General features: G+C 73.0%; 16 protein-coding genes. 9 read left to right on the top strand and 7 right to left on the bottom strand.

Going from position 1 to position 17,513, the window contains the following annotated elements; translation table 11 throughout:
• Window positions 1-13 precede the first annotated feature (13 nt).
• The 6 genes from thrC to ACZ4YY_RS15040 all read left to right on the top strand — a co-directional run bounded on the left by thrC (window position 14) and on the right by ACZ4YY_RS15040 (window position 6,573).
• The gene (gene thrC, locus ACZ4YY_RS15015; protein ID WP_468288981.1) at window positions 14-1,294 is read left to right on the top strand and encodes a threonine synthase; all 1,281 of its coding nucleotides are present in this window, start codon (window positions 14-16) and stop codon (window positions 1,292-1,294) included.
• A 112-nt stretch (window positions 1,295-1,406) separates the two neighbouring features.
• Complete coding sequence (locus ACZ4YY_RS15020; RefSeq protein WP_189985555.1) at window positions 1,407-1,682, top strand: ubiquitin-like small modifier protein 1; 276 nt, start codon at window positions 1,407-1,409, stop codon at window positions 1,680-1,682.
• Between the two features lie 441 nt (window positions 1,683-2,123).
• Window positions 2,124-2,327: a cold-shock protein gene (locus ACZ4YY_RS15025; RefSeq protein WP_004986573.1), complete on the top strand. Its 204-nt coding sequence runs from the start codon at window positions 2,124-2,126 to the stop codon at window positions 2,325-2,327.
• Between the two features lie 302 nt (window positions 2,328-2,629).
• Complete coding sequence (groL, locus tag ACZ4YY_RS15030; protein ID WP_468288984.1) at window positions 2,630-4,252, top strand: chaperonin GroEL; 1,623 nt, start codon at window positions 2,630-2,632, stop codon at window positions 4,250-4,252.
• Between the two features lie 269 nt (window positions 4,253-4,521).
• Window positions 4,522-5,673, top strand: coding sequence for an NADH:flavin oxidoreductase (locus ACZ4YY_RS15035; RefSeq protein ID WP_468288987.1), 1,152 nt, complete (start codon window positions 4,522-4,524; stop codon window positions 5,671-5,673).
• Window positions 5,674-5,700: 27 nt separating this feature from the next.
• On the top strand, window positions 5,701-6,573 hold the full coding sequence (locus tag ACZ4YY_RS15040; protein ID WP_468288990.1) for a metallophosphoesterase family protein: 873 nt from the start codon (window positions 5,701-5,703) through the stop codon (window positions 6,571-6,573).
• Between the two features lie 67 nt (window positions 6,574-6,640).
• Here ACZ4YY_RS15040 and ACZ4YY_RS15045 read toward each other — a convergent pair whose 3' ends face one another.
• The 4 genes from ACZ4YY_RS15045 to ACZ4YY_RS15060 all read right to left on the bottom strand — a co-directional run bounded on the left by ACZ4YY_RS15045 (window position 6,641) and on the right by ACZ4YY_RS15060 (window position 11,452).
• Window positions 6,641-7,210, bottom strand: coding sequence for a hypothetical protein (locus ACZ4YY_RS15045; RefSeq protein ID WP_468288993.1), 570 nt, complete (start codon window positions 7,208-7,210; stop codon window positions 6,641-6,643).
• Between the two features lie 477 nt (window positions 7,211-7,687).
• Window positions 7,688-9,499 (bottom strand): PTS transporter subunit EIIC, encoded by a 1,812-nt coding sequence (locus tag ACZ4YY_RS15050; RefSeq protein WP_468288996.1) that lies wholly within the window; start codon window positions 9,497-9,499, stop codon window positions 7,688-7,690.
• A gap of 16 nt (window positions 9,500-9,515) precedes the next feature.
• The gene (gene murQ / locus ACZ4YY_RS15055; RefSeq protein ID WP_468288999.1) at window positions 9,516-10,454 is read right to left on the bottom strand and encodes an N-acetylmuramic acid 6-phosphate etherase; all 939 of its coding nucleotides are present in this window, start codon (window positions 10,452-10,454) and stop codon (window positions 9,516-9,518) included.
• A 113-nt stretch (window positions 10,455-10,567) separates the two neighbouring features.
• Window positions 10,568-11,452: a MurR/RpiR family transcriptional regulator gene (locus ACZ4YY_RS15060; RefSeq protein WP_468289002.1), complete on the bottom strand. Its 885-nt coding sequence runs from the start codon at window positions 11,450-11,452 to the stop codon at window positions 10,568-10,570.
• Between the two features lie 55 nt (window positions 11,453-11,507).
• On the opposite strand from ACZ4YY_RS15060, the gene ACZ4YY_RS15065 reads away from it, so the two are divergent.
• On the top strand, window positions 11,508-11,924 hold the full coding sequence (locus ACZ4YY_RS15065; RefSeq protein ID WP_468289005.1) for a hypothetical protein: 417 nt from the start codon (window positions 11,508-11,510) through the stop codon (window positions 11,922-11,924).
• 16 nt (window positions 11,925-11,940) lie between these two features.
• Window positions 11,941-12,228 carry a DUF4031 domain-containing protein gene (locus ACZ4YY_RS15070; RefSeq protein ID WP_468289008.1) on the top strand — a complete coding sequence of 96 codons (288 nt, stop codon included), beginning with the start codon at window positions 11,941-11,943 and terminating at the stop codon, window positions 12,226-12,228.
• A 16-nt stretch (window positions 12,229-12,244) separates the two neighbouring features.
• Here the strand turns inward: ACZ4YY_RS15070 and ACZ4YY_RS15075 are convergent, their stop codons facing one another.
• Complete coding sequence (locus ACZ4YY_RS15075; protein ID WP_468289010.1) at window positions 12,245-12,883, bottom strand: hypothetical protein; 639 nt, start codon at window positions 12,881-12,883, stop codon at window positions 12,245-12,247.
• Window positions 12,884-13,183: 300 nt separating this feature from the next.
• On the bottom strand, window positions 13,184-13,828 hold the full coding sequence (locus tag ACZ4YY_RS15080) for an HD domain-containing protein (RefSeq protein WP_468289013.1): 645 nt from the start codon (window positions 13,826-13,828) through the stop codon (window positions 13,184-13,186).
• A 193-nt stretch (window positions 13,829-14,021) separates the two neighbouring features.
• On the opposite strand from ACZ4YY_RS15080, the gene ACZ4YY_RS15085 reads away from it, so the two are divergent.
• Window positions 14,022-14,774, top strand: a complete 753-nt coding sequence (locus tag ACZ4YY_RS15085; RefSeq protein ID WP_468289016.1) for a copper homeostasis protein CutC — start codon at window positions 14,022-14,024, stop codon at window positions 14,772-14,774.
• Here ACZ4YY_RS15085 and ACZ4YY_RS15090 read toward each other — a convergent pair.
• Window positions 14,771-16,894 (bottom strand): HelD family protein, encoded by a 2,124-nt coding sequence (locus tag ACZ4YY_RS15090; RefSeq protein WP_468289019.1) that lies wholly within the window; start codon window positions 16,892-16,894, stop codon window positions 14,771-14,773. The two genes, ACZ4YY_RS15085 and ACZ4YY_RS15090, sit on opposite strands and share 4 nt — an antisense overlap.
• Between the last annotated feature and the right edge of the window lie 619 nt (window positions 16,895-17,513).

A 17,513-nucleotide genomic window follows, 5' to 3' on the forward strand; every position in this document is an offset into this window, starting at 1 on the left:
GGCCTCGCCTCACATGGCTGCGCAGACAGTTGCCACCACCACGAACTCCGTCGACCTCGGCCCCGCCGCAGCGCTGAGCTGCCGCGAGTGCGGCCACCGCGTGCCCCTCGGCCCGCTCTTCGCCTGCGAGGAGTGTTTCGGCCCGCTCGAGATCGCCTACGACTTCTCCTCCTACGACACCGAGGAGCTGCGCAAGCGCATCGAGGCGGGACCCGCGAACATCTGGCGGTACGCGCCGCTGCTGCCCGTCCCGGCCGACGTGGCGGACAAGCCCAACATCAACCCGGGCTGGACCAAGCTCGTCAAGGCCGACAACCTGGCGCGCGAACTGGGCGTGACCGGCGGCCTGTACGTGAAGGACGACTCCGGCAATCCGACCCACTCCTTCAAGGACCGGGTCGTGGCCCAGGCGCTGGAGGCCGCGCGCGCCTTCGGCTTCACCACCCTGTCCTGCTCCTCCACCGGCAACCTCGCCGGCGCCGTCGGCGCCGCCGCGGCCCGCGCCGGCTTCCGCTCCTGCGTGTTCATCCCGCACGACCTGGAGCAGGGCAAGGTCGTCATGGCCGCGATCTACGGCGGCGAGCTGGTCGGCATCGAGGGCAATTACGACGACGTCAACCGCTTCTGCTCCGAGCTCATCGGCGACCCGGCGGGCGAGGGCTGGGGCTTCGTCAACGTCAACCTCCGACCGTACTACGCGGAGGGCTCCAAGACCCTGGCGTACGAGATCTGCGAGCAGCTCGGCTGGCGGCTCCCGGACCAGCTGGTCGTGCCCATCGCCTCCGGCTCGCAGCTGACGAAGATCGACAAGGGGCTCCAGGAGCTGATCGGGCTCGGGCTCGTCGAGGACAGGCCGTACAGGATCTTCGGCGCGCAGGCCGAGGGGTGCTCCCCGGTGTCCGTCGCGTACAAGGCGGGCCACGACGTGGTCCGCCCGCAGAAGCCCGACACCATCGCCAAGTCGCTGGCCATCGGCAACCCGGCGGACGGGCCCTACGTGCTGGACATCGCGCGGCGTACCGGCGGCGCGGTGGAGGACGTGAACGACGAGCAGGTGGTCGACGCGATCAAGCTGCTGGCGCGGACGGAGGGCATCTTCGCGGAGACCGCCGGTGGCGTGACGGTCGGCGTCACGCGCAAGCTGATCGAGAACGGTCTGCTGGACCCGAGCCTCACGACCGTCGTGCTCAACACCGGCGACGGGCTGAAGACGCTGGACGCGGTGGCGGGTACGGGTCTCACCGCGACGATCCGCCCCAACCTGGAGTCGTTCCGCGAGGCTGGTCTCGCATAGCCGTCGCGTCCGCGGGCCGGCGGGGGCTGGTCGCGCCCGCGCGGCGGCAGCCGCACACCGATCCAGCCCCGCGCCCCTGTCCGGGGCGCTCCACCCGACCGGAGGTTCCATCGTGAGCGTCACCGTCCGCATCCCCACCATCCTGCGCACCTACACCGGTGGCCGGGCCGAGGTCGCCGCCGAGGGCGCGACCCTCGGCGAGGTCATCGCCGACCTGGAGAAGAACCACACGGGCATCGCGGCCCGGGTGCTCGACGACCAGGGCAAGCTGCGCCGGTTCGTCAACGTGTACGTCAACGACGACGACGTCCGCTTCGAGCAGGGGCTGGAGACGGCCACTCCGGACGGCGCCGGCGTGTCGATCATTCCGGCAGTGGCGGGCGGCTGAGACCGCGTGTCATTACCTTCGGTAACAGTGATTACCGAGCGTTCGTCGAATTGCCCCCACCGCGAGAGAAGCGGAGGGGGCAATTCAGTGTGGTTGAGCGCGGTACAGTTGGGGAACGCGCCGCCCATTCGCCTCTCGAACGCCTGGAGTTCCGGCTTCGGATGCGATGAGAAGTAGCCAAAGTGTGCAGGTATTTTGCGCCTTTCGTTCCCTTTGTGGGGCCCGACTTGCCCTGAATCCGGGTGAATTCTCCCCATCTTCCGGACCGTCGACGTCCAGAATTCTCGTCCGATTGACCTGTTGCAGACGGCAGTTGGACAGATACATTCGGCCGCGGTCGACGCGTTCCGGCGCACGCCCCCAACCAATCTGGGGGGTGAGGTCTGACCCGGGTCCGCGAAGTGTGGATCTGTGCAAGGGCCAGTAATAGGGGAGTTAGGCATGGCTCAGGGCACCGTCAAGTGGTTCAACGCGGAGAAGGGGTACGGCTTCATCGCGGTCGACGGTGGTGCGGACGTCTTCGTCCACTACAGCGCGATCCAGATGGACGGTTACCGCACCCTGGAAGAGGGCCAGCGGGTCGAGTTCGAGATCTCGCAGGGCCAGAAGGGCCCGCAGGCCGACATGGTTCGCGTCACCGCCTGAACGTTTTTCAACGAAGGGTCCGCTCCCCGACGGGGGTGCGGGCCCTTCGTGCTGCCGGGGCCGGGCGAGGGCGGCCCTGTCCCGTTCGTCCGGGTCGGATCCCCCCGAGCCGCTTGCACTCGGCAGGGGCGAGTGCTAATCATTGGCGTTAGCACTCTGAAGGTGAGAGTGACAACGAAGGACCGGGTCGGTGAGGCCCGCAGGCCGGGTGGGGCAAGGAACCACGAGGCAGGCGAGCCGTCCGTCGCGGGCGCGGGCGCGGTCCGAAGGAATCACCCCCAGTCCTGGAGGGACCACTTCACATGGCCAAGATCATCGCGTTCGACGAGGAGGCGCGGCGCGGCCTCGAGCGCGGCATGAACCAGCTCGCGGACGCCGTCAAGGTGACCCTCGGCCCCAAGGGCCGCAACGTCGTCCTCGAGAAGAAGTGGGGCGCCCCCACGATCACCAACGACGGTGTCTCCATCGCCAAGGAGATCGAGCTCGAGGACCCGTACGAGAAGATCGGCGCCGAGCTGGTCAAGGAAGTCGCCAAGAAGACGGACGACGTCGCCGGTGACGGTACGACCACCGCGACCGTCCTGGCCCAGGCGCTGGTCCGCGAGGGTCTGCGCAACGTGGCCGCCGGCGCCAACCCGATGGCCCTCAAGCGCGGTATCGAGAAGGCCGTCGAGGCCGTCTCCGCCGCCCTCCTCGAGCAGGCCAAGGACGTCGAGACCAAGGAGCAGATCGCCTCCACGGCCTCCATCTCCGCCGCCGACACCCAGATCGGCGAGCTCATCGCCGAGGCCATGGACAAGGTCGGCAAGGAAGGCGTCATCACCGTCGAGGAGTCCCAGACCTTCGGTCTGGAGCTGGAGCTCACCGAGGGTATGCGCTTCGACAAGGGTTACATCTCGGCGTACTTCGCCACCGACATGGAGCGTATGGAGGCCGTCCTCGACGACCCGTACATCCTGATCGCCAACTCCAAGATCTCCTCGGTCAAGGACCTGCTCCCGCTGCTGGAGAAGGTCATGCAGTCGGGCAAGCCGCTGCTGATCATCGCCGAGGACGTCGAGGGCGAGGCCCTGTCGACCCTGGTCGTCAACAAGATCCGCGGCACCTTCAAGTCCGTCGCCGTCAAGGCCCCGGGCTTCGGCGACCGCCGCAAGGCGATGCTGAACGACATCGCCATCCTCACCGGCGGCGAGGTCATCTCCGAGGAGGTCGGTCTCAAGCTCGAGAACACCTCCCTGGACCTCCTGGGCAAGGCCCGCAAGGTCGTCATCACCAAGGACGAGACCACCATCGTCGACGGTGCCGGCTCCTCGGACCAGGTCGCGGGCCGCGTGAACCAGATCCGCGCCGAGATCGAGAACAGCGACTCCGACTACGACCGCGAGAAGCTCCAGGAGCGCCTGGCGAAGCTCGCGGGCGGCGTGGCCGTCATCAAGGCCGGTGCCGCCACCGAGGTCGAGCTCAAGGAGCGCAAGCACCGCATCGAGGACGCCGTCCGCAACGCGAAGGCGGCCGTCGAGGAGGGCATCGTCGCCGGTGGCGGCGTGGCCCTGCTCCAGGCCTCCCAGGTCTTCGAGAAGCTGGAGCTCGAGGGCGACGAGGCCACCGGTGCCGCCGCCGTCAAGCTGGCGCTCGAGGCCCCGCTGAAGCAGATCGCCGTCAACGCCGGCCTCGAGGGCGGCGTCGTGGTGGAGAAGGTGCGCAACCTGACCCCGGGCCACGGCCTGAACGCCGCGACCGGTGAGTACGTCGACCTGGTCGCCGAGGGCATCATCGACCCGGCCAAGGTGACGCGCTCCGCGCTGCAGAACGCCGCGTCGATCGCCGCGCTGTTCCTCACCACCGAGGCCGTCATCGCCGACAAGCCGGAGAAGGCCGCCGCGCCGGCCGGCGGCGGCATGCCGGGCGGTGACATGGACTTCTGATCGACCTGACGGTTGATCGCCTGTCCTTCGGACCGAGGGCGGCACCCCCTGCCGACGCAGGGGGTGCCGCCCTCGGGCGTTCTCCGCGGCGGGAACACGGCCCCGGGCCCCGCCCGGGGCCGACGGCGGGCGTGGGCGGGATCACAGGGCCGGGGGGCGCCATCCGGAATGCCGCGCGCAGGACCGCGGGTTGACGTGGGGGCAGGCACTGAATGCGCGTGCACATACCATCCGGTACCCATCCGTTCCACCGCCCAGGAGCTGCCCTCGTGACCGCCACCACCTCCGCCTCCGCCACCGCCTCCGCCACCTCCGCCTCGCGCGCCGCCGAGATCCTCTCCCGGCCCGTGACGATCAACGGCCTCACCGTCCCGAACCGCATCGTGATGGCGCCCATGACCCGCATGTTCTCCCCGGGCGGTGTCCCCGGCGAGGACGTCGTGTCGTACTACGCCCGGCGCGCCGCCGCCGGGGTGGGCCTCATCGTCACCGAGGGCACGTACGTCGGCCACGAGTCGGCCGGGCAGAGCGACCGGGTGCCACGCTTCCACGGGGACGAGCAGCTCGCGGGCTGGGCGAAGGTCGCCGAGGCCGTGCACGCGGCGGGCGGGACGATCATGCCGCAGCTGTGGCACATCGGCATGGTGCGCAGCCAGGGCGAGCCCCCCTACGCCGACGCCCCGGCGGTCGGTCCCTCCGGCATCCGGCTCGACGGCACCGAGGGCGCCGGCAGGGCGATGACCCGGCGCGACCTGGACGACGTCATCGGCGCGTTCGCCGAGGCCGCCGCGGCCGCCGAGCGCATCGGCTTCGACGGCGTCGAACTGCACGGCGCCCACGGCTACCTCCTCGACCAGTTCCTGTGGGCCACCACCAACCGCCGTACCGACGCCTACGGCGGTGACGCGGTCGCGCGGACGAAATTCGCGGCCGAGATCGTCGCCGCCGTGCGGGAGACCGTCTCCGTCGACTTCCCCGTCGTGTTCCGCTACTCGCAGTGGAAGTCGGACAACTTCGACGCCCGCCTGGCCGAGACCCCCGAGGAGCTGGAGGCCGTTCTCGCCCCGCTCGCCGCGGCCGGCGTCGACGCCTTCCACGCCTCCACCCGCCGCTACTGGCTCCCCGAGTTCGACGGCTCCGACCTCAACCTCGCGGGCTGGACGAAGAAGCTCACCGGCAAGCCCGCCATCACCGTCGGCTCGGTCGGTCTCGACGGCGACTTCATCAAGGGCTTCATGGGTGAGGGCTCCGAGGTCAAGAGCATCGACGACCTGCTCGACCGGCTGGAGCGCGACGAGTTCGACCTGGTCGCCGTCGGCCGCGCGCTGCTCCAGGACCCCGAGTGGGCGGCGAAGGTCCTGGCGGGCCGCTTCGACGAGCTGAAGCCGTACGACGCCGCCGCGCTGAAGAGCCTCAGCTGAGGCCGACCGCTCGGTAGGGTCCGGGAGATGAGGATCCTTCATCTCTCGGACACCCATCTGGAGCGGGTCGCCGCCCCGGACGCCCGGGGCGGCGACGCGACCGCCTCCCTGCGGCTGATGCTCGACGAGCTCCGTTCGCTGCGGGACGTGGACGCCGTCGTCGTCACCGGCGACCTCGCCGACGACGGGGCGGTGGAGGCCTACACGGCCGTGCGGGAGCTGGTCGGCGACTTCGCGCGGGCGCTGGACGCACCGGTTTTCTACACCACCGGCAACCACGACGAGCGGTCCGCCTTCACGAAGGTGCTGGGCAGCGGACACCTCGCGGCGGACGGCACCCAGCGGGCCGAGGCGGGGGTGGACGGAGGTGAGCGCGCCGCCGTGAGCACGGTCGCCGGCTGGCGGTTCGTGACGTTGGACTCGCTGGTGCCGGGAAAGGTGTACGGCCGGCTGAGCTCGCCCCAACTGGACTGGCTGACAGGTGTGTTGAGCACCCCGGCCGAGCGGGGCACGGTTCTCGCCCTCCACCATCCGCCGATCGCCCTGGACCTGTCGGCGACCCAGCCGGTCTTCGGGCTCCGGGCCCCGGACGAGCTCGCGGCGGCCGTGCGGGGCAGTGACGTACGGGTCGTGTTGACCGGGCACTACCACCTCCAGCTCTTCGGGCTGCTGGAGTCGGTGCCGGTGTGGGTGACGCCCGGCGTCGTCAACCGCGTCGACCTGACCGCGGCACCGGGGACGGAACGTGCCGTGCGCGGGGCGTCGGCCTCGCTGGTGGTGCTCGGGGAGCCCGGGAGCCCGATGTTCCACACCTTCCACGCACGCGACCCGCGGGCCCACGAGACCGTCCGCGAGCTGGACGCGGAGCGCACGCGGGAGTTCGTCGAACGGCACGGCTGAGGGAGCGGGCCGTCGACCGTGCCGGCGGGGCGGGGGCGCGGCCGGGGCGGGGCCGGGGCGGGGCCGATCAGAGGTTGCCGAGGGATTCGATGTCCACCTTCACCGGGGTGCCCCAGACGCGCAGGACCTCGTAGTCGGTGAACTCGTGCACCAGCCGGTAGGCCATGGCGGGGCGCGATCCGCGGCGCAGGGCCGCCAGGTACAGCTCGGCCTCGCGGCGGTCGCGGCGCGGGGTGCCGCACAGCTGCCACTCCTGCCCGTTCCACAGTTCCGGCCGCCAGCGCTGCTGGGGCTGCGGGCGGTCGGCGCTGGTGCCGTAGCGGGAGGGGGCGGCGGCGGTGCGCGGCGCCTGCGGGGCCGGGCCGTCGAACTCGGCCCGGCGGGCCGTCCTGCGCCGGGTCTCGCACAGCAGGCACAGGTCGGGGGCGCCCTCGTCGACGGGGCCGTGCGGGTGCTCGGCGCAGCGGGTGGCGGGCGCGGCGCCGGTCACGCTGTCGTCGAGCAGTTCCAGGGCCCGCCGCAGATCGTCCCTGACCTCGCGCAGCCGGGCGTCCGGGGTGTCGGCGGTCAGTGCCTCGCCGTGCTCCCCGAGGAGACGGAGGGCACGGCCCAGGTGGGCGAGCTGGGCGTGGTTCATGGCGGTGGGCGCGGTCCTTGACTCGTCGGGGCGGGAGCCGTGGGCGAGGGGCGGCTCTGCGGTTGCCGTTCCAGGGTAGGACGCGGGCAGCCGGTCGACGGGATCGCGCCCGTCCGGCTTCTCCCCGCGCCGATGGCGGACAGCCTCCCGGTCGCGGTGCACGGGCCTGCCGGTCGCCGTCGTCGGGCCTTCCGGTCGCCGTCGCCGGGCCTGCCGGTCCCGGTCCACGGGCCTGCCGGTCGCCGTCGTCGGGCGGGCTCTTGACGCCTGCGACGCGGACCTTGGCGCCTTGCCTCGCGGGGGTCGGCAACCGGCACCGAGCCCGGCACGGGTGGGCCGTGTCGGCACGAGGCGCCCGACACCTCCCTGTCCGTAGTCGCCCGCCTCACGACGCGCCCGGAGCACCCCGGCGACGACGTGGACCCCGCCTGCTCCCGGACGGCGGCCACGGCGTCGGCCGGGCCCTCGGCCGCCTCGTCACGTGGACCGGGGCGGGGCCGGGTCGCCGTCGGCCGTGGCGGACCCGGCGCGGGCGTCACGGTGCGGGAGGCTGTCGGTGTCGGTGTCGTGGTCGGGGACGCGGTGGGGGAGGCCGCCGGTGTCGTGGTCGGGGACGCCGTCAGCGGCGCGGTCGGTGTCGTGGTCGGGGACGCCGTCAGCGGCGCGGTCGGGGACGTGGTCGGGGAGGTGCCCGGTGTCGTGGTCGGGGAGGCCGCCGGTGGCGTGGTCGGGGACGCCGAGGAGGTACGTCGCGGCGAAGCCGACGGCGTACCCCGTCAGCAGACCGCCCGCGTACACCCCGAAGGCCGGGGCCCAGCCGCGGTCACCGGACAGCAGCGGGAACAGCGCCCAGCCGGACGGGCCGATCGCGGTCGCGCCGACCCCGTCGCCGAGCATCGCGAAGAAGCCGACGAAGGCGCCGCCGGCCGCACCGCCCACGCAGGCGGTGAGGAAGGGGCGGCCCAGGGGGAGCGAGACGCCGTAGATCAGGGGCTCGCCGACGCCGAGGAGTCCGGCCGGCAGGGCCGAGCGGATGGTGGTGCGCAGGGAGACGTCGTGGCGCAGCCGGACGTACACCGCGAGGGACGCGCCGACCTGGCCGGCGCCCGCCATCGCCAGGATCGGCAGCAGCACGGTGGAGCCCTGCTGTTCGATGAGCGTGGCGTGCAGGGGGATGAGGGCCTGGTGCAGGCCCAGCATCACCAGTGGCAGGAACAGCCCGCCCAGAACGAGCCCGGCGAACGCGCCGGTCGTCTCCAGCAGCCAGGTCGAGGCCGTGCCGATCGCCGAGGACACCGCGCCGGCCGCGTACATCAGGCCGTACAGCGTGGCCAGGCCCGCCACGAGGACCGTCACGGTCGGGGTGACCAGCACGTCGAGGGCGTCCGGGACCCGGCCGCGGCACCACCGCTCGACGCGGGTGGCCAGCAGCGCGGCCGCCAGCGCGCCGAGGACCCCGCCCTGGCCGGGGGAGAGCGTCACCCCGAACGCGGCGACCTTCGCGACGCCCGGGTACACCACGATCGCAGCGACGGCACCGCCGAGCACCGGTGTCCCGCCGAACTCCTTCGCCGTGTCAACGCCCACGAACACGGCGATCAGCGCCATGAAGGCCGAGGCCACCGCGGCCAGGGCGGGGGTGAGGCCCGGCAGCACACCGGCGTTCGTCAGCAGGCCGTTCACGCCGGCGAGGATGCCGCAGCCGATCAGCGCGGGGATGAGCGGCACGAAGACGGCCGCGACGCGGCGCAGGGCCGTCCTGAACGGCGTGGCGTTGCGCCGGCGTTGCGCGGCCCGCAACGCGGCCCCCCTGGCGACGAGCTCCTCGCCGGACACACGGGCCGACGGTGCTTCCCCGGGCGTGCGGGCCGACGGTGCTTCCCCGGGCGTGCGGGCCGACGGTGCTTCCCCGGACACACGGGCCGACGGTTCCTCGCCTGTCGCTGGTCCCTCGCCGGGCGTGCGGGTTGCCGGCCGGGCACCGGGTGTGCGGGCGGCCGGGTGGTCACCGGCCGTCAGTGCCTCGTCGACCGTGCGGGTCGTCAGCTCCTCGAAGGCCGCCGTCACCCTCGTCACCACGCCCGGCCCGAGGACCACCTGGTAGGTGCCGTCGGCCGCGACGAGCCCCAGGACGCCGGGCAGCGCCCGCAGCGCCGCCTCCTCCACCCGGGAGGGATCGGCCAGGCCCAGCCGCAGCCGGGTCATGCAGCAGGCGACGGAGGTGACGTTCGCGGGGCCGCCGACCAGCGGGAGGATCGCGGCGGCCGTGGCACGGGGATCGGTAGGCACCTGCTGAGCGTGCGGCTCAGCCCCCGGCCGCCGCCAGCGCGGCACGCAGATGACCGCCGGACTCCTCCAGAAGGCGGGCGGCCGACGGGCCGTCCACCCCCGCCAGCAGCACCAGGATGGCGTCCTTCACCTCGCCGCCGGTCGCCGCGAGCGCCCGCTCCACGTCCTCGTCGGCCGCGCCCGTCGCGAGCGAGACGATCCGCCGCGACCGGGCCCGCAGCTTCTCGTTCGAGGCCCGTACGTCCACCATCAGGTTCCCGTACGTCTTGCCCAGCCGGATCATCGTGATCGTCGACAGCATGTTCAGCACCAGCTTCTGCGCCGTGCCCGCCTTCAGCCGGGTCGACCCGGTGAGCAGTTCCGGTCCGACGACGACCTCGATCCCGTGCTCGGCCGCCGCCGCCAGCGCACTGCCCGCGTTGCAGGACAGCCCCACGGTCAGGGCGCCCCGGGCCCGCGCGTACTCCACGGCGCCCAGCGCGTAGGGCGTCCGTCCTGACGCGGAGATCCCGACCACCGTGTCGTCGGCGGTCAGCGCGAGCCCGGCCAGATCGGCCCGGGCCAGCTCCCGCGAGTCCTCGGCGCCCTCCACCGAGGCGACCATCGCCCGCCGCCCGCCCGCGATCAGCCCGACGACCCGGCCGGGATCGGTGTTGAACGTCGGCGGACACTCCGACGCGTCCAGCACTCCCAGCCGCCCCGCCGTGCCCGCCCCCGCGTACACCAGCCGCCCGCCGCGCGCCATCCGCTCGGCGACGGCGTCGACGGCCCGGGCGATCTCGGTCAGCCGCTCGGCGACGGCCGCGGCGACCCCGGCGTCCTCCCCGTTCATCAGCCGGGCGATGTCGAACGTGGGCAACCGGTCGATGTCGGCGAGTTCGGGGCGGAAGGCCTCGGTGGTGAGGGAGTCGAGCTGACGGCGCAGCAGGTCGTCACGGCGAGAACTGGAGGTCATGGGGAACGGCCCTTTTTCGTGTTCGGTGCGGGAGGCTCACCCGAGGGGCGCGGGGAACCGCGCGACCACCACCGCGGCGCCGCGCGTCCCCACGAACCGTCGGATCTACGGTCTTACCGGTGCCGGTGCGCCAGCGCCTCGTACGACGCGGCCAGCGCCGGCGCCGCCCGGTCGTAAATCCGCTGGGCGACCCCCACGAACAGGCAGTCCACCACCAGCAGCTGCCCCGTGCGGGAGGACATCGCCGCGGGCCGCAGTTCGCTCTCGCGGGCCGTCGACGTCGTCAGCAGGTGGTCGGCGTACTGGGCGACCGCCCCGCCCGGCCGCCCGGTGATCGCGACGGTGGTCGCCCCCCGTTCGAACGCCACCCGCAGCGGCTCGACGACGTCCCGGGTCGACCCGGAGTGCGTGACGGCGACGGCGACGTCCCCGGCGCGCAACTGCACCGCGTTCGTCACGGCGAGGTGCGGGTCGCTGTGGGCGTGGGCCATGAGCCCTATCCGCAGCAGCTTCTGGACGAGGTCCTGCGCGACCAGCCCGCTCGCGCCGACGCCGTACACGTCGATGCGCCGGGCGGTGGCCGCGGCGGCGACCGCCGCGCCGAGCTGGGCGGTGTCGAGGCCGGCGGCGGTGTCGGCGAGGGTCTGCCGTTCGTCGTGGGCGAGTTTGGCGACGACGTCGGCGATCGGGTCGTCGACCGCGATGTCGGTGGTGATGGCCGGGGAGCGGCCCGACTGCCGCTGCGCGGCCAGGCCGGCGAGGGCGAGCCGCAGGCCGCGGTAGCCGGGGTAGCCGAGGAGGCGGGCGGTGCGCACGACCGTCGCCTCGCTGGTGCCGGTGCGTTCGGCGAGGCCGCTGACGGTGAGGGCGGCGCAGCCGGCGGGGTCGCTCGCGACGGCCTCGGCGACGCGTTGCATGGAGCGGGTGAGGGTGGGGGCCAGCGTGCGGACCTTGGCGGCGAGGGCGTCGCCGAAAATCTCCTTCACGTCCTGGGACACACGGGAAAGATATTTTCGTACCGGGAAGGGGGTCAAGGGTGCGCACAATGGGTGCATGGACCCCTCAGACCCCTCCGGTGACCCCTCCGGCACACTCGTCAGCCCTCTGGAGCAGGCGTTGCACGCGGCGCGCGCCCTCGTCCTCGCGGATCTGGTCGCGGGGCAGGTGGCGCAGGCGGACGTCGTGTCGCTGGTGGAGGACTCCGTCGTGCAGCGGCGCTGGTGGGTCGAGCAGTGGCCGGATGGCGCCGACTTCGTGGCCGGGCTGGTGGCGCAGGACGTCCAGGACGCCCTGCTGGAGCGGCACGGGCGCTGGCCGCTGTGCCCGGTCTGCGGCTCGGGCGACCCGCACGCCCTCGACGTCGAACCCGAACTCGGCCCCGACCCGCACTGGGTGTGCCACAAGGCGGGCGTGAGGGTCGCCCGGGTGGGTTCGCTGGGGTCGGCCGCCGGCGGGGCGCCGTCGTCGTGAGGTGCGGTGAGGCGCTGTGACGATCTACATCGACCCGCCGACCTGGCCGGGCCACGGCCGCCTGTGGTCCCACCTCGTCAGCGACGTCTCCTACGACGAACTCCACCGCTTCGCCGAGCAGTCGGGCGTGCCGCGACGCGCCTTCGAACGGGACCACTACGACATCCCGGCGCACCGGTACGCGGACCTGGTCCGCGCGGGCGCGGTGGAGGTCAGCAGCCGCGAGGTGGTCCGCCTCCTGCACCGCGCGGGCCTGCGCCGCCGCAAGGGCACCACCCGGCAGGCCGGTGACGACCGGAGATGACCGGAGATGACCGGCCTCAATCGACGAACACCGGCTCCATCGTGCTCCACCATCCGGCGAGTGCGGTGTGGTCGGGGCCGGTGATCTGAACGAGTGCGGGTCGGTCGTAGTAGGTCCACACGAACACGTACCGGCTGGTGTTCGATGGGTAACAGACCATGTCACCGACGGCTTCACCGGTGTTGTTCTCACGCCAGGTGCCGCGGACGTTCGTCTGCGCCCGGCAGTCCCCCTCCTGCAAGTGGCCGGCGAGGCTCTGGAAGACGGAGTCCCGCTCGGGCTCGGTGGCGTACACCACCACGCTCGCCTTGCCCGCGTGGTTGACGCCGTTCGCGTCCACCGTGGTCACCGTGCAGTACAGAGCGGCCTTCGCTCCCCGCCACTCCGTGTGCGTGCAGCTCTCGCGCGACCACTGGTCGCTGTTGAGCGAGTCGCGCAGCTCGAGCTCGGCGGCGGTCAGACCGTCGACACCGGAGTCGGTGGGGGTGGGGGTGGGGGTCGGGGTGGTACCGGTCGTGCTCTCGCCGCTTTCCGTGGCGCCCGGGTCGACGAGCGGGCTGGAGTCCGTCGTGGTGCTCGAGTCGGAACCGCCGTCATCGGGTCCGCGGGATTCCACGTACAAGGACACCAGGGCGATCACGGTGCTGACCACCACGCCGATGATGGTCCAACGCAGCGCCCGTCGCGCCAGATGCCGCTCTTCATCCGGCGGCGGGGTGGATGAGGTGGTGGAGCCGTTCCGGCCCATGGCGCTGGCCCCGCTCCCTGGTCTGTCGGTTAGCGCGGGTCTGTCGGTTCGCGCGCGGCGCGGCCGTGCCGCAAGTGTCGGACGCGCGCGGGAAGTCGTCGCGGAAAGCGGAGAAGGGGTGCTGGGCCCCGCCTACGCCAGGTCGAGGACGGCCGCACAATGCCCATTTTACCCGCCTTCGTCCGCGGCTGTCGGCCGCTGGGCGCGTCATGCCGACAGCAGGTCCAGTTCCGCCCGGACGTTGTACCGTGCCGTCGCCTCCCACTCCCCGCGGCCGTGGGGAGTGCGGAAGAGGTGGGGGAGGGCGAGGAGTTGGCGCAGGACGGCCGCGCGGCCCTCGCGGAAGGCGTCGGTCGGGACGAAGTGGTACTCCTCGCGGACGGCCGCCGTGTACGCGGCGTACACGGACGGCGGGGCGGCGAGGATCGCGAGGTCCGCGTCGCACAGGACGCGGCCGTCCGGGTCGTCGTCGGCGGGGTCGTGGGTGACGGTGAGCCGGACCAGCCGGGCGACCTCGGCGGTCTTGGTGTCGGGTACGCCGGCCTCGGGCAGGGCGCGTTCGGCGAGGCGGGCCGAGCGTTCCTCGTTCTCGGAGCGGTCGGGCAGGTAGACGGCGTCGTGGAACCAGGCGGCGAGGCGGACGACGTCCGGGTCGGCGGCGTGGGCCTCGAGCGTGTCGATGTGGTCGAGGACCGCCGTGAGGTGGGTGAGCGTGTGGTACCGGCGCTGCGGTTCCCGCCAGCGGGTGAGGAGGTTGTCGGCGTAGGGGCGGGGGTCCGGGGTGGTGGCCGGTGCCCGGGCTCCGTCGAGGGCGCGGGCGAAACGGGTGCGCAGGGCGTCGAGATCGGCCATGGGGTCATTCTCCCTTGGCGCGGTCCTCTCCTCGCGCCTTCCACCGTCGCCGCCCGCCCGCGTGGGGCCCATGACGGCGGCTGACCGCGAGGTGAGCGGGAGGTGGGCGGACCCGGGCGGGTGCAGGGGCGTAGTCTTTGAATTGGACTAGACCTGTAAGGGGTCAGCAGTGCCCGACGACGAATGGGGTCCCATGATCGAGCGTGCAGTCCTGGAGGTGATCGCCCTGGACGTGGAGGACGCGGTCGCCGCCCGGACCGGAGGCGCGGACCGCCTCGAACTGGTCACCGACATGGCGGCCGACGGGCTCACCCCGTCGCCCCGGACGGTGGCCGGGGTCCGGGCCGCCGTCGACATCGTGCCGCGCGTGATGCTGCGGCTCACGGGCGGGTTCGCCGCGGGGGACGTCGACCGGCTGGCCGGCGTCGCCGGCGAACTGCGCGCCGCCGGGGCCGAGGAGTTCGTGCTCGGGTTCCTCGACGCCCACGGCGGGCCGGACCTGGACGCGGTGGAGCGGGTCGTCGAGGTGCTGGAAGGGTGCCCGTGGACCTTCCACCGGGCGATCGACCGCGCAGCCGACCGCGACGCCCTGCGCAAGCAACTGGACGGTCTGCCGGGACTGGACACCTACCTGACGGCCGGCGCGCCCACCGGCGTCGACGACGGCCTGCCCACCCTCCTCGCGGAGGCGGCCCGCCGCGGCGAGCCCGGCTACGAACAGCGCGTCCTCGTCGGCGGCGGGCTGCGCCTGGACCACGTCCCGGCCCTCGCCGCCGCCGGCATCGACGCCTTCCACATCGGCGGCGCCGCCCGCCCCGACGGCTGGACCGGCCCGGTCTCGGCGACGGCGGTGGCGCGGTGGCGCAGAGCGCTGGACGACAGCGACAGCGGGGGCGGGAACGAGGGCGGGAGCACGGGCGGCGCGGGCGGTTCCGGCGCCCCCTAGGGCGTCCCGGCGTCGCCCCCGGGGACGGGCCCGCCCTCCGCGAGCTGCGGCGGCAGCGGGGCCGTGTGCGTCACGACCAGGCCCGACACCGCTCGGGTCAGGACCACGTACAGGCGGCGCAGGCCGGTGCGCTCGTCCGGTTCGCCGTCCACCACCGCCCGCGGTTCGTCGAGGACCACGTAGTCGTACTCCAGGCCCTTGGCCAGGGAGGCCGGGACCAGCGTCAGACGGGTGTCGGGGGTCGTTTCCTCACCGGGCGAGAGGTACGGCAGGCCCGCCGCGGTGAGGGCCTCCGCCAGGGCGGGCACCCGGGCGTCGGCCGCGATCAGCCCCGTCGAGCCCTCGTTGCGCAGCAGCTCCTCGCAGGCCGCTACGACGTCGGCGTCCCCGGCGGCCGGACGCAGGTCGAAGAAGCCCGGGTTCTCACGGACCGAGGCGACCGGCGTCAGGCCCGGGGCGATGTGGGGGAGCAGCCGGGAAGCGTAGGTGATCACGTCCGTCGGGACGCGGAAACCGGCCGTCAGCTCCTCGACGATCGCCTCCGGCTTGCCGAGGTGGGCCAGGGCCTCCGCCCAGCTGCGGGTCGCCCACGGCGTGGTGCCCTGCGCCAGGTCGCCGAGGACGGTCGCGGAGCCGGTCGTGCAGCGCCGGCCGACGGCCCGGTACTGCATGGGCGACAGGTCCTGCGCCTCGTCGAGGACGACGTGGCCGAGGGAGGGCGTGCGCTCGACGACGTCCGTCGCCTCGTCGATCAGCACCGCGTCCGCCGCCGACCACCGGGCGGACTTCACGCTGCGCACGGGCTTCGCCCACAGGATCGTCTTCTGCTCGTCCTCGCTCAGGATCCCCTCGGCGTGCACGGCGAGGAAGTCCGCGTCCGTCAGCAGACGCAGAATCAGCTTCGCCGGGTCGACCGGCGGCCAGATCGCCTTCACCGCCGCCTTCACCGCGCTGTTGCGGGCGACGGCGTCCTGCACCCGGTCGTCCGGCGCCTCACCCGAGCGTTCCATCTGCACCAGCACGGCGTGCGCGATGCGCTGCGGCAGGGCCTCGCGGGCGGCGCCGTAGCGGATGTCGCGGGCCAGCAACTCACGGACCATGTCCTCGAGTTCGTACACCGGAACGCGCCACCGGCGTGAACCGCGCACCACGACGACCGGCTCGGTGGGCGGCGTGACATGCGCGTACACCGCCCGGCGCACCACCTGCGCCATCCGCGCGTCGCCCTTGACGACCGCGGCGGCCGCGTCGTCCGCGCCGCGGATCTCCACGTGCGCCACCAGGTCGTCCACGGCGGCCTGACGGACCGTCAGCTCGCCCAGCGCCGGCAGCACCTGTTCGATGTAGTGGAGGAAGGAACGGTTCGGTCCGATGACCAGCGTGCCGGTGCGGGCCAGCCGCTCCCGGTGCGCGTAGAGCAGGTAGGCGACGCGGTGCAGGCCGACGGCCGTCTTCCCGGTCCCCGGGCCTCCCTGCACGCACACGCTGCCGGCCAGGCCGCTGCGCACGATCTCGTCCTGCTCGGGCTGGATCGTGGCGACGATGTCGCGCATCGGGCCGACACGCGGCCGTTCGATCTCCTGCTGGAGCAGCTTGCTGGTGGTGGCTGCCTCGGCCGGGTCGGACAGGTGCTCGTCCTCGTACGCGGTGAGGTCGCCGCCCGTGTAGCCGAAGCGGCGGCGCAGCCCGACGTCCATCGGGTCCTTCTTCGAGGCCCGGTAGAACGGCTGCGACACCGGCGCACGCCAGTCGATCACCATCGGGTCGCCGGCGGGGTCGTGCACGTGCCTGCGCCCGATGTGCAGTGTCTGGTACGCGGCCTCCTGCCGAGGGCGCTCGCCCTGCGCGCCCTCGGCCCGCTCGGCGCCGGGCGCGTGCAGGTAGTCGAGACGGCCGAAGAACAGCGGAGTGTCACTGAGGTCGGCGAGCGCCTTGATGCGTTCGTCGATCTGGCGGGCCAGCACTTCGGCGTTGACCCAGTTCGCGGTGACGTCGGTGATGTCGAGGGACTCGACGTCCTGCCGCATCGCGCGCAGCGCGGCCCGGGAGGCGGCGAGGTGGGCGCGCTCACGGGAGAGGGGATCGTCGACGGGCGTGGCCAAGGGAGTGCCTCCGGGCATGCGGAACCTGCGGGGGACGGGGTGGCTGCGGGATGTCGTCCGGTTACCGTCCGGACGGCGGCACTCCGCTAGGGAGGCGGGCAAGAGCGGAGATTCTAGGGGAGCGGGTGAGCCGGGGGCGAATGGTTTTCCCCCGAACGCGGCTGTCCGACGGCGGTTGTCCGGGGGCGGTTGCCCGACGGCGGTTGTTCGACGGCGGTTGTCGGAGGGTGCCGGTCCCAGGCGCTCGCCCGACGGCTCCTGTCGAGGTCCCCGCCCGACGGCTCTCCCGCGACGGCTCTCCCGCGACGGCTCTCCCGCGACGGCTCTCCCGCGACGGCTCTCCCCGACGGACGTCGTCCGACGAATGCGTCCGACCCTTAGGGGTCCTTGCACTGTGCCCGCCCAGGCCGCGCGGCCCGGTACCGCACCTCGCCGCGTTGCCGGAGAGCCCTGGTGGCTCCGCTACGAGGACTCTCCGGCGCCTTGCGATGCACGGCACCGGACCACGCGGCCCGATCAGGCGCTCGCAGGGCACGGACCCCTTAGGGGACGGCGGTCCCTCCCCTGGGGGAAGAGTCACCCCCGGGGCGTACGAGCGCCGTACCCGGCTTCGGACCGCAGACCGATGTCTTCCCGG

The sequence above is a fragment of the Streptomyces sp. NPDC030143 genome, from assembly GCF_055573695.1.